Source organism: Promicromonospora sp. NPDC050880 (genome assembly GCF_044456525.1).
Lineage (GTDB): Bacteria > Actinomycetota > Actinomycetes > Actinomycetales > Cellulomonadaceae > Promicromonospora.
This window is the reverse complement of sequence record NZ_JBITFV010000032.1, coordinates 18,903-30,893: the sequence shown is the minus strand read 5'-3', so window position 1 is coordinate 30,893 and position 11,991 is coordinate 18,903. Positions and strand designations below refer to the sequence as shown.

The following is an 11,991-nucleotide window of genomic DNA, read 5'->3' as shown; positions in this document are numbered from 1 at the left end:
GGCGGGGGGGGGGGGGGGCGCGGGGCGCCCCCGCGCGCCCCCCCGGGGGGGGGGGGGCGGGGGGCGGCGGGCGGGGCCCGGCCCCCCCCCCCCCCCCCCCCCCCCCCCCCCCCCCCCCGCCCGGCTTCGCTCAGGGCCGGCTGCTATAACGGGGCCGTGTCCTCACGTCGCCGCGTCGCCGCCGAGATCTGGATCGTGCTCGGGCTGAGCCTGGGCCAGTCCGCGGTGTACGCGCTCGTCAACATCGCCGCCCGGCTCACCGCCGGCACGCCGCTGGCGGAGCAGACCGCCACGCTCAACGCGAGCCGGTCCGAGCGCCCGTACCTCGACCTCGTCTATCAGCTCCTGGGCATCGGGTTCGCGCTGGTGCCGGTGGCGCTGGCGCTGTACCTGCTGAGCGAGCACGGTCGCAGCGCCGTCCGCCTGCTCGGCCTGGACCGGAGCAGGCCGGGCCGCGACCTCGGCTGGGGCGTCGCGCTGGCCGCCGCGATCGGCCTTCCCGGCCTCGCCTTCTACGCCCTCGGCCGGGCGCTGGGCATCACGGTGGAGGTGCAGGCCAGCGCCCTGGACACCCACTGGTGGACCGTGCCGGTGCTGCTGCTGAGCGCGTTCCAGAACGGCCTGCTCGAAGAGGTGATCGTCGTGGGCTACCTCTACGAGCGCACGCGCGAGCTGGGCTGGAACCGGGTGAAGTTCGTCGTGGCCAGCTCGCTCCTGCGCGGCTCGTACCACCTCTACCAGGGCATCGGGCCGTTCCTGGGGAACGTCGTGATGGGCGTCGTGTTCTCGTGGTTCTACACGTCGCCCCGGTTCGCTGCCGCGGGCGGCCGGGGGCGGGTCGCGCCGCTGGTCGTCGCCCACACGCTGCTCGACGTGGTGGCGTTCGTCGGGTATGCCCTCGTGCCCGCCGAGTGGCGCGAGGCCCTCGGCATCCGGTGAGGCCCGTGACCTCGGGCTGATCTGCCCGCGACCCGACCAGGACATTGCGGGCGCCACTCCCGTCACCCGGTCATGTCCCAGCCAGCGGCTCTAGACTCCCGGGTATGTCCAACCCGCGCACCGGAGGCGCCGACGCCGGTGCCCAGGTGTCGGAGGCACCGCAGGAGCCGTCGGCCTCGCCCGGCCTGGTCCGTGTCGTCGACACCCCTGAGGAGCGCGTGCGGCACCCGCGCGCGCTGCTCTGGATGATCGGGTGCGCCCTGGGCATCGCGGCCGTCATGGTCCTGTCGGTGGTGGCGCACGGCACCACGGCGGGCGTCACCGAGGACGTCCGGAGCTTCAACGACCTGCTGGCCACGATCCTGTTCGTGCCCGTCGCGGTGCTGCAGGGCCTGGTCAGCCTGTTCGCGCCCGTCGCCGTGATGATCGAGCTCGGCGTCCGGCGCCTGGGCCGGCAGATCGTGGAGTCCATCGTCGCCGGCGTCACGGGCCTGCTGCTCGGCGTCCTCACCTCGCTGCTGGTGCAGCACCTGGGGTCGGACGAGCTGGTGCGCGGGCTGTCCGTGTGGGAGCGCGGCACCGGGTACGTGCTGACCATCCCGGAGTACGCCGTCGCCCTCACCGCGATGCTCACGGTGGCGGGCCCCGCGACGCGCCGCCGGACGGTGCGCATCTCGTGGAACCTGATGTTCGCCGCCCTGCTGATCGTGCTGATCACGGGCCAGGTGTCGCTGCCGGGCGTGCTCCTGGCCCTGCTGCTGGGCCGGCTCGCCGGCTCGGCCGTGCAGTACGTGTCGGGCACGCGCAGCGAGCGCGCCTACGGTCCCGATCTCGTCGAGGCGGTCCGGCGCGCCGGTTTCGCGCCGACGTCCCTGGCCCGGGTCCGGGACCTGTCCGACGGCACGGCCGAGAGCACGGCGAACGGCGCGGTGGCGCTCGGGCGGCGGGACGGCGGCACCGTGCCGGGCGACCCCGCGGCCCTCGCCCTGAGCCGGGCCGGCGACAACCGCGTGTACGCCCTGTACTGCGACGACGAGGTGCGTCGCGACGTCGTGGTGCTCGACGGCGACCGGCAGGTCGTCGGCCTGATCACGCGCCTGTGGCGGGCCCTGCGGCTGCGGGGCATCGAGGGCCGCGCGGCGATCTCGCTCAAGGCCGTGGCCGAGCGCACCGTCCTGCTCTCGTACGCCGCCAGCGCCGCGGGCGTCCGCACACCGCGGCTCCTGGGCATCGGCGAGTTCGGCGACTCGATCGTGCTCGTCATGGAACATGCCTCCCCGGCGGTCTCGCTCCGCGACCTGCCCGACGACGAGGTGCACGACGACGTGCTGGCCGAGGCCTGGGAGCAGCTCGGCCGGGCGCACGCCGCGGGGCTGACGCACCGCGCGCTCACCCAGGACGTGCTGCTCATGCACCGCGATCAGGTGCCGGGCAGCGGGGGCGCCGGGTGGAGCGAGGGCCGCCCGCACGTGTGGATCACCGGCTGGGAACAGGGCGACATCGCGTCGTCGCCGCTGTCGCGCCGTCTCGACCTGGTGCAGATGCTCGCGCTCCTCGGGCTCCGCGTGGGCCCGCGCCGCGCCGTGGCCTCCGCCGTCCGCGCCCTGCCCGACGCCGACATCGCCGCCATCGGGCCCCTGATCCAGTCGATCGCCCTGCCCCGGAGCACGCGGGAGGAGGTACGCCGCGCGAAGGGTCTCCTGGGCGAGCTGCGCGGCGCCCTGGTCGAGCGGCTGCCGGAGGCGAGCGTGCAGCCGCAGCGCATCTCCCGGTTCAGCGCCCGCACGGTGCTCACCACGACGCTGATGATCGTCGTCGTCGCGGTGGTCGTGACCACCATCAACTTCAACCAGATCGCGCAGGCCGTGCGGGAGGCCAACCCGTGGTGGATCGCGGTGGCGTTCGCGCTGGCCGTGACCACCTGGTTCGGTGCCGGGCTCACACTCGTCGCGTTCTCCCCGGCGCGGGTGCCGATCGCGCGGGCCACGTTCACGGCCGCCGCCGGCTCGTTCGTCGCGCTGGCGGCTCCGGCAGGCATCGGCCCGGCGGCGCTCAACCTGCGGCTCCTCACACAGCGGGGCGTCTCGGTCTCGATGGCGGTGGCGACCGTCGCGCTGGTGCAGGTCTCGCAGTTCGTGGTCACCGTCGTGCTGCTCGTGGTGCTGGCGATCTTCACGGGGTCGGGGGCGCTCGTGGAGCTGCCGTCGCCCGCCGTGCTGTTCACGCTCGCGGGGGTCGCGCTCGCCGTCGTGGCCATGCTGCTGGTGCCGAAGGTGCGCCGCTGGGTGGTGGGCTTCATCGGCCCCCGGCTGCGCCAGGTCTGGCCCCGGCTGGCCCAGATGCTGAGCCACCCCGGCCGGCTGGCGCTGGGGGTGGCGGGCAACCTGGTCATGACGCTCGGCTACATCGTCGCGCTGTGGTGCTGCCTCGCCGCGTTCGGGGAGTCGCTGTCGCTGGTGGACATCGCGCTCGTCAACCTCGTGGGGAACGCCCTCGGTGCGCTCATCCCGACACCGGGCGGACTGGGCGGCGTCGAGGGCGCCCTGACGGCGGGCCTGTCGGCCGCGGGCGTGCCGGCCACCATCGCGTTCTCGGCGACCATCCTGTACCGCCTGTGCACGTACTGGGGCCGGGTGCCGATCGGCTGGGTCGCGATGCGCTACCTGGAGCGCAAGGGCGACCTCTAGGGCGTGTCCGCGCCGGCGGCCCGCCAGCGCGCCGTGCGGGACGTGCTAAGGCCCGGCCCCTCGGGAGGAGCCGGGCCTTCGCGTCGCTGTCACAATCAGCGGCGAAGCGTCACTTCGCGACGGCCTTCTTCAGCAGCGAGCCGGCGCTGATCTTGACACCGAAGTTCGCCGGGATCGAGATCTCCTCGCCGGTGCGCGGGTTGCGGCCCGTGCGGGCGGCACGCTCGACGCGCTCGGCCGAGAGGAAGCCCGTCACCTTGACGGCCTCGCCCTTGGCGAGCGACTCGATCAGCACCTCCTGGAAGGCGTTGAGCGCGGCCTCGGCCTCGGACTTGTTGATCTCAGCCTTGCTGGCGATGGCCGAGACGAGCTCGGACTTGTTGAGCGACATGCGGTTCCCTTCTTCGGTCACGTCGTGCGGCGGTACCCGCCCGACGACGAGGCCCCATACTGCCAGCAGATCGGCAGGAATTCGCGGACAACGGGCACTTCTACGGCGAGTCGTGGGTAACTTTCCGCTCTCAGAGGACACGAACCTGTGTACGAGCCTGTGGACGACGAGGCAGCACGGCCCTCCGGGGGCACGTCAGGCCGCACTATCCGATGACTTCAGCAACCCAGAGCGGTCTACCGTTCCGGTAGCGCCATGCCGATGAGAGGAAATCGTGGAGAAACCCCTGCGGGCACGCCGCAACCTGGTGGTCCTGGTGTTCAGCAACCTGCTGGCCGGGGTCGGCGTGGCGTCCGGGGCCGCCGTCGGCGCCCTGCTCGCGGAGAGTCTCGGCGGCACGTCCATGGCCGGTCTGGCGCAGGCGGTGGGAGTGCTCGCCGCCGCGGTGGCGTCCATCCCGCTCGCGACGCTCGCCCAGCTCCGCGGACGACGCTGGGCGCTGTCGCTCGGCTACGCGCTGTCCACGGCGGGCGCGGTGCTCATCGTGACGGCGGCGGTGCTGGGGCAGCTCGTCGTGCTGCTGGTGGGCCTGACCCTCTACGGCGTGGCCAACGCGACCAACCTGCAGTCCCGGTACGCCGCCGCCGACAACGTCGGCTCGGGCACCCGCGCCCGCACCATGTCGGTGGTGCTGTGGTCCACGACGGTCGGCTCGGTGGTGGGGCCCAACCTCGCGGCGCCGGGCGCCGTCGTCGGACGAGGCCTCGGGGTGCCGGACCTGGGCGGGCCCTACCTGTTCTCCGTGGTCGCGTACCTGCTCGCCGGGCTGCTGCTCGCGGCCCTGTACCGGGACCGGGCGGGGTCGGCGCTCCAGGCGGCTCCTGCGGCCGGCGGCGGGCCGGCGGACGGCGGCCCGGCGGCCCGGGGCGGCCCGGCGGACGACGCAGTGACGGACGACGTGACGGACGACGTGACGGACGACGTGACGGACGCCACCGCGACGGATGGCACCCCGGTGGGGCAGGCACCCGGACCGGCCCACGACGCGACGCGTGCCGCCGGCGCGCAGCCCGGACGGCGCCGTACCGGGGCGCTGACCGCGCTGCGCTGGGCGTGGGCGCACCCGCAGGCCCGGTTCGCGGTGGTCACCACGGCGGTCGCGCACGCCGTGATGATCATGGTGATGGTGATGACGCCGGTGCACATGCAGCACGGCGGGATGTCGCTGCAGCTCGTCGGCATCGTGATCAGCCTGCACGTGCTCGGGATGTTCGCGCTCAGCCCCGTGTTCGGGTGGCTGGCCGACCGCTTCGGCCCGCTGCGGGTCGCCGCCGGAGGGATGGTGCTCCAGGGCCTCGCCGTCGTCCTGGGCTTCACGGCCGCCGCCCTCGTGCCCGCCGCCGGGGCGCACGCCGGCCACGGTGCCACGGCGCCGGCCCTGGACACGGAGCTGCTGACCGCGGTGGCGCTGGTGCTGCTCGGGCTGGGCTGGTCGGCGTGCGTCATCGCGTCGTCGGCCGTGCTGGCGTCCGTGGCGGAACCCCACGTCAAGCTGCCGCTCCAGGGTGCCACGGACGCCCTGATGAACTACTTCGGCGCGGGCTCCGCGGCGCTGGCCGGACCGCTCCTGGCGTGGGGCGGCTTCGAGGCGGTCAACACGGCGGGCGCGCTGCTGCTGGTCCCCGCGGTGGTCGTGGCGGTGCTGGCGGCCAGGGCGCACCGCCTCACCGACGTGCCGGACCCTCAGGTCACCCGGGTGACCTGAGGGCTGCGGGCACGGACGCGATCTCAGACGTGGGGCTTGCCGTCCGGGTTGTCGTTGCGCTTGCCGCCGTCTGCCGGACCCGCCCCGGGCTCGTCGGGCTCGTCGGACCCGCGCAGCCTGTCGTTCTCGAGGATCTTGCGGCGCATGATCACCACGACGCCCAGCACCACGAGCACGGCGGCGAGGATGCCGCCGGTCACGGCGAGGCCGCTCGGACCGGCGCCGTCGCCCGCACCCGCGAGCTCGGCCGGCGCGCTGTCCGCGGTGTCCGTGGGCTCGGCGGTGTCGGTGGGCTCGGCAGCGTCGGTCGGCTCGGCGGTGGCGGTCGCCTCCGCCGTCGCGGACTCGGTCGGCTCCGCCGTCGGCTCGGGCTCGCCCTCCACGGTGTAGGACAGCTCGCCGTCGATCGGGTGGCCGTCGGAGGAGACCACGTGCCAGGCGACGTCGTACGTGCCGGCGGGCAGCCCGGAGTCGAGCTGCGCGGTCACCACCCTGTCCGCCACCTGGATGTCCTCGCCCTGCGTCGTGGTGCCGTCGGGGCCCATGACCACGATCTCGATCCCGGTGTCGAGCGGCGCCGCGCTGAACGTGAGCGCGATGCTCGCCGGCGGCGCGTCGAGCGTGGCTCCGTCCTTCGGGTCGGACGACAGGAGCTGGTCGTGCGCGCTCGCCGGCCCGGCCGCCAGCAGCAGGGCCACGAAGGTCAGGACTCCCGCGAGCGCGGTGATCAGACGGAGGCGGCGACGGCCATCGGGCCGGGCCTGGGCAACGGAGACAGCGGGCATGACGGCACCCTACCCGCCGTCTCACGGACCGGGACCGGACTTCGTCGAGGGCGTAGTCAGGCCTCCGGGACGGTGCGCTCCAGCTCGGCCAGCCAGGCCGTCGGGGCGGCGTCGGAGGGCATGCGCCAGTCGCCGCGCGGGGACATGGTGCCGCCCGGGGACACCTTCGGCCCGTTCGGCAGCGCGGAGCGCTTGAACTGCGACGCGAAGAACCGGCGCACGAACACCTCCAGCCAGTGCCGGATCGTCGCCAGGTCGTACTCCGTGCGGCGTGCCGACGGGAACCCCGGCGGCCAGTCGCCGACGTCGGCCCGCTGCCACGCGTGCCAGGCCAGGAAGGCGATCTTGGAGGGCCGGTAGCCGCGCCGCAGCACGTGGAACAGCGTGAAGTCCTGGAGGGCGTACGGGCCGACCGTGGCTTCCGTGGACTGCGGGGTCTCGCCCTCCTCGGTCGGGATCAGCTCGGGCGTGATCTCCTGCTCCACGATCTCCGTCAGCACGGCGTTGACCGGGCTCCCGGCGTCCGGGGAGAACTGGCCGCTGTCGATGGTCCACCGGATCAGGTGCTGGATCAGCGTCTTCGGCACGCCCGTGTTCACCGCGTAGTGGGACATCTGGTCGCCCACGCCGTAGGTGCACCAGCCGAGCGCCAGCTCGGAGAGGTCACCCGTGCCCAGCACGATGCCGCCGCGGTGGTTCGCGAGCCGGAACAGGTAGTCGTAGCGCAGCCCGGCCTGCACGTTCTCGAACGTGACGTCGTACTGCTTGGTGCCGTCGGAGTACGGGTGGTCCAGGTCGAGCAGCATCTGCTCGGCGGCGGGCCGGATGTCGATCTCCTGGAACGTCACCCCCAGGGCCTCGGCGAGCCGGATCGCGCGGTCCTTGGTCTCCGACGTCGTCGCGAAGCCGGGCATCGTGAAGGCGTGGACGTCGGTGCGCGGGCGGCCCAGCCGGTCCATCGCCTTGGCCGCGACGATCAGGGCGTGCGTCGAGTCCAGGCCCCCGCTGACGCCGATCACGACCTTGGGCTGCCCGATCGCCCGCAGCCGCTGCTCCAGCCCGGTGACCTGGATGTTGTAGGCCTCGTAGCAGTCCTGGGCGAGCCGGTCGGCGTCGTCGGGCACGAAGGGGAAGCGGTCGACCTTGCGTCGCAGGCCGAGGTCGCCCTGCGGCGGGTGCACGCTGAAGGCGATCTCCCGGAGCTCGCCGGTCGTCTCCAGCCCCAGCCCGCGCCGGTTGTCGTCGAAGGTGCCCTGCCGCAGCCGCTCCTGGCGCAGGCGGTCCAGGTCGACGTCGACCACGGTGGCACGCGGGCCGTCCGGGAACCGCTCGGTCTCGCCGAGCAGGTCACCGGCCTCGTAGACCATGGTCTGGCCGTCCCAGGACAGGTCGGTGCTCGACTCGCCCTGTCCCGCCGCGGTGTAGACATAGGCGGCGTTGCACCGGTAGCTCGCGCTGCGCACGATCAGGCGCCGGTCCTCGGCACGGGCCACCGTGATCGGGCTGGCGGACAGGTTGAGCAGCACCGTGGCCCCCGCGAGGGCCGCGACGGCGCTCGGCGGCACCGGGACCCACATGTCCTCGCAGACCTCGACGTGGACCGCGAGCCCGCGCACGTCGTCGGCCCGGAAGATCAGGTCGGAGCCGAGCGGGACCTCCTCGCCGAGCAGGGTCAGGGTGCCGCGGTGGTCGTCGCCCGGGGCGAACTGCCGCTTCTCGTAGAACTCGCGGTAGTTCGGCAGGTAGGACTTGGGCGCGACCCCGAGGATCCGCCCGCGGTGCACGACGACGGCGGTGTTCAGCAGCCGGCTGCCCACGAGCAGGGGAGCGCCGACCACGAGCATCGTCATCAGCTCGACGCTCGCCGCCTTGATCTCGGCGAGCGCGTCCAGGACCGACTCCAGGAGCGTGTCCTGCATGAGCAGGTCGTCGATCGCGTACCCGCTCAGGCACAGCTCCGGGAACACCGCGACGGCCACGCCGTCGTCGGCCAGCTGCCGCGCCTGGTCCAGGACCGCCGAGGCGTTGGTCGCGGGATCGGCGACGGCGACGGGGATGGTGCAGGCCGCGACCCGGGCGAACCCATGGGCGTACGCGTTGTAGAAGTCCACGGGTTCGAGTCTATGGACGCGCGCCCACGTCGCCCGACGGCGCCCGCCGGCTTCTGTCCGACGGGACCGGCCCGGCTCGCTACAGTCCCTCCCGTGACCAGAGAACCCGACTGCCTCTTCTGCCGCATCGTCGCCGGCGAGGTCCCGTCCGTCCAGGTCGACGAGGACGAGCGCACGCTCACGTTCATGGACATCAACCCGGCCGCCGACGGGCACGCCCTCGTGATCCCCAAGGCGCACGCCCGCGACCTGCACGACATCGCCCCCGACGACCTGGCCGCCTGCACGATCACCGCCCAGCGGGTCGCCGGCCGGGCGGTCCAGCGGCTCGGGGCCGACGGCGTGAACCTCCTGAACTGCGCGGGGGAGGCCGCCTGGCAGACGGTGTTCCACTTCCACGTCCATGTGGTGCCCCGGTTCCGCGACGACCAGGCCCGCGACTCGCTGCGCCTCCCGTGGACGCCGACGCCGGGCGACCCCGCACGGATCGGCGCGGCGGCGGAGCTGCTGCGCGCGAGCTCCTGAGCGTCATCCCGGCACGTGCGCGAGGTGTGTCGGTGACGAGTGGCACGATCGGGCCATGGGCATCCTGACCGACTACTTCGTCGCGGCCTCCGACACCGAGGCCGCCACATTCCTCGACGACGGAGTCCCGAGGCAGGCGTTGCCCGACGGCCACGTGCTGGAGTCGAAGGGCATCGAGCCGTTCGTCACGCTCGGCACCCTCGAGGAGATCCTGACCGGCAGGCCCTACGCCGAGATCAGCTCCGGCGTGACCGCCGTGACCTTCTCCGAGGACACGGGCGCCGTCGTGGTGCAGGTCCGGCCGGCGCTCCTCGAGGCGCTCACGGGCGCGAGCGAGAGCGAGCTGGACGGCGCGGCGGACGCCTGGTCCAGGACCGAGGAGCTCGCGACCGACGACCCGGCCCCGCTCGCCGCGTTCCTGGACGACCTGGCCGCCCTCGCACGGATCGCCGAGTCCGAGGGCGCAGGGGTCTACTGCTGGGCCTCGCCCTGACCCCTGGGCCGATGAGTTCCGGCGGTCGAGCACCGCGACCCGTCGGACACGCTGTGGCTCGACGACACGCCGACCAACCCGGCGACGTCGGGCTGACGCCCGGAGCGCGGCCGGTCGTCGCGCCGGCTGCGCGTTCTCACGCGATACCGGCGATCTCCCCGTCGTCGAACAGGATCGCCTGCTGCAGCTCTCCGCCCAGGGCGCGTGCGTAGCGCGCGAGCACCTCCTGGCCGGAGATCTTGCCCTTCTCGATCTGGGAGACCCGGCCCTTGGTCACACCCATGCGATCAGCGACCTGCTGCTGAGTCAGCCGCCGCTTCTTGCGGAGCTCGGCGAGCCGATGACCGGTCACCTCGGCGAGGAGCTCCTGCTTGCCCCGCTCGAAGGCGTCCTCGCCACCGGCCTTCTCGACAAGATCGCCACGGATGTCCTTCCACTGCACGTATCCCGTCACGATGCACCCTCCCCTTCTTCTGCACGTCTGCTCAAGTACGCCTGGTACCGCTCCTCGGCCAGCGGGACTGCTTCGACATACCACCGCTGCCAACGCCCTGACTTGTCCCCAGCGACAAGGAAGATCGCCGATCGCCAAGGGTCGAACACGAACAGCAGCCGCATGTCTCCTGGTCGAAGCTCCTTGAGATTCGCGATCGAGGAATGCTGGATCGTGTCGACCAACGGTCGGCCCAGCCTTGGCCCCCGCTCCGCCAGGACATCGATCGCCTGAGCGACCCGGTCCCGCGACGCCCCGTCAAGCCCATAGATCCATTCCCGCACCTCGTCGACGACGTAGATGCTCCATTCCTCGTCCGCCATGCCGCGGGTTTAGCGATCGGTACACATCCTCGCACGGCGAGGTCCTTCATGTCACGCAGCGGCTACGCGAGGCAGAACGGTTCTTACCGTCGTTACCCTGGGTAATGATGTACCCATGACAACCCGCTCCAGCATCGCCATCACCCACGCCTACGTGGTCCCCGTCGCCTCCGCCCCGATCGAGGACGGCACGGTGCTCATCGAGGACGGCGTGATCACCGCCGTCGGACAGGACGTCGTCGTGCCCGACGGCGTCGAGACCATCGACGCCCAGGGCAGGTGGCTGCTGCCCGGCTTCGTCGAGGCGCACGGCCACATCGGCATCCACGAGGAGGGCGAGGGCTGGGCCGGCAACGACACCAACGAGATGACGGACCCGAACGGCTCGGCGCTGCGGGCCATCGACGCCGTGCAGATCGACGAGGAGGGCTTCCGCGACGCCCTCGCGGGCGGTGTGACGACCGCGGTCATCAAGCCGGGCTCGGGCAACCCGATCGGCGGCCAGACCGTCGCGATCAAGACGTGGGGCGGCCGCACGATCGACGAGCAGGTCATCAGCGACTCCGTGTCCGTCAAGAGCGCGCTCGGCGAGAACCCGAAGCGCGTGTACGGGGACAAGAAGCAGCTCCCCTCGACCCGCCTGGGCGTCGCGAACGTGATCCGCAAGGCGTTCGTCGATGCCCAGAACTACGCGGCGAAGCGCGACGCCGCCGCGGAAGAGGGCAAGCCCTTCGACCGCGACCTGGGCAAGGAGACGCTCGCCCGGGTGCTCGCCGGCGAGCTCGCCTGGGACCAGCACACGCACCGCGCCGACGACATCGCCACCGCGATCCGCCTGTCGGAGGAGTTCGGCTACCGGCTCGTCATCAACCACGGCACGGAGGGCCACCTGGTCGCCGACGTCCTCGCCGAGAAGGACATCCCCGTCATCTACGGCCCGATGTTCGTCTCCCGGTCCAAGGTCGAGGTGCGGCACCGCGCGAACCGCAACATCGCCGCGATGGCGGCGGCCGGCGTGCGCGTCGCGATCACGACCGACCACCCCGTCATCCCCATCAACTTCCTGGTGCACCAGGCGTCGTTCGCGGCCCGCGACGGGCTCCCGCGCGAGACCGCGCTGGCCGCGATCACGGCCAACCCCGCGTCGTTCCTTCGCCTCGACGACCGGGTCGGGTCGATCAAGGAGGGGCTCGACGGCGACGTCGTGCTCTGGTCCGGCGACCCGCTCGACACCGACCAGCGCGCCGAGCGCGTCTTCATCACCGGCACCGAGGTCTACACCTGGGACCCGGCCGCCGACGCCGGCCGCGGTGCAGGCCGGGTGCAGGAGCGCGCCGCCCGCTTCGCCTGACACCAGGACCCCGTCCCGTCGGGACGAGAGTGGTCGGCGCGATGTCAGGTGGTCGGTAGGTCGGGCGACCGATCACCTGACCTCGTGCCGAGCACGACGGCGCGGCACCGGAGGGGGACACGCGGTGG

Annotated in this window: 11 protein-coding genes; 6 read left to right on the top strand and 5 right to left on the bottom strand. The window is 72.8% G+C overall.

Annotation, left to right across the window (positions count from 1 at the left end; translation table 11 throughout):
* Positions 1–156 precede the first annotated feature (156 nt).
* Together ACIBBF_RS25950 and ACIBBF_RS25945 are read left to right on the top strand one after the other, a co-directional pair.
* Complete coding sequence (locus ACIBBF_RS25950; protein WP_397419228.1) at positions 157–939, top strand: CPBP family intramembrane glutamic endopeptidase; 783 nt, start codon at positions 157–159, stop codon at positions 937–939.
* A 104-nt stretch (positions 940–1,043) separates the two neighbouring features.
* Entirely contained in the window at positions 1,044–3,626 is a 2,583-nt protein-coding gene (locus ACIBBF_RS25945) for a flippase-like domain-containing protein (RefSeq protein ID WP_397419226.1), read from the top strand.
* A 109-nt stretch (positions 3,627–3,735) separates the two neighbouring features.
* Here the strand turns inward: ACIBBF_RS25945 and ACIBBF_RS25940 are convergent, their stop codons facing one another.
* Complete coding sequence (locus ACIBBF_RS25940) at positions 3,736–4,017, bottom strand: HU family DNA-binding protein (protein WP_119140759.1); 282 nt, start codon at positions 4,015–4,017, stop codon at positions 3,736–3,738.
* Between the two features lie 274 nt (positions 4,018–4,291).
* Here ACIBBF_RS25940 and ACIBBF_RS25935 point away from each other — a divergent pair, with 274 nt between their 5' ends.
* On the top strand, positions 4,292–5,782 hold the full coding sequence (locus ACIBBF_RS25935; RefSeq protein WP_397419224.1) for an MFS transporter: 1,491 nt from the start codon (positions 4,292–4,294) through the stop codon (positions 5,780–5,782).
* 23 nt (positions 5,783–5,805) lie between these two features.
* Here the strand turns inward: ACIBBF_RS25935 and ACIBBF_RS25930 are convergent, their stop codons facing one another.
* Positions 5,806–6,567, bottom strand: coding sequence for a copper resistance protein CopC (locus ACIBBF_RS25930; protein ID WP_397419222.1), 762 nt, complete (start codon positions 6,565–6,567; stop codon positions 5,806–5,808).
* Between the two features lie 56 nt (positions 6,568–6,623).
* Positions 6,624–8,678, bottom strand: coding sequence for an NAD(+) synthase (locus ACIBBF_RS25925; protein ID WP_397419220.1), 2,055 nt, complete (start codon positions 8,676–8,678; stop codon positions 6,624–6,626).
* Positions 8,679–8,771: 93 nt separating this feature from the next.
* On the opposite strand from ACIBBF_RS25925, the gene ACIBBF_RS25920 reads away from it, so the two are divergent.
* Positions 8,772–9,203, top strand: coding sequence for an HIT family protein (locus ACIBBF_RS25920; RefSeq protein WP_397419218.1), 432 nt, complete (start codon positions 8,772–8,774; stop codon positions 9,201–9,203).
* A 55-nt stretch (positions 9,204–9,258) separates the two neighbouring features.
* Entirely contained in the window at positions 9,259–9,696 is a 438-nt protein-coding gene (locus ACIBBF_RS25915; protein ID WP_397419216.1) for a hypothetical protein, read from the top strand.
* 136 nt (positions 9,697–9,832) lie between these two features.
* Here ACIBBF_RS25915 and ACIBBF_RS25910 read toward each other — a convergent pair whose 3' ends face one another.
* A complete protein-coding gene (locus ACIBBF_RS25910) occupies positions 9,833–10,150 on the bottom strand; it encodes a helix-turn-helix domain-containing protein (protein ID WP_397419214.1) in 318 nt (105 codons plus the stop codon).
* A complete protein-coding gene (locus ACIBBF_RS25905; RefSeq protein ID WP_397419212.1) occupies positions 10,147–10,512 on the bottom strand; it encodes a type II toxin-antitoxin system RelE/ParE family toxin in 366 nt (121 codons plus the stop codon). Before ACIBBF_RS25905 ends, ACIBBF_RS25910 begins: the two co-directional genes overlap by 4 nt.
* A 115-nt stretch (positions 10,513–10,627) precedes the next feature.
* On the opposite strand from ACIBBF_RS25905, the gene ACIBBF_RS25900 reads away from it, so the two are divergent.
* The gene (locus tag ACIBBF_RS25900; RefSeq protein WP_397419210.1) at positions 10,628–11,863 is read left to right on the top strand and encodes an amidohydrolase; all 1,236 of its coding nucleotides are present in this window, start codon (positions 10,628–10,630) and stop codon (positions 11,861–11,863) included.
* The last annotated feature ends 128 nt before the right edge of the window (positions 11,864–11,991 follow it).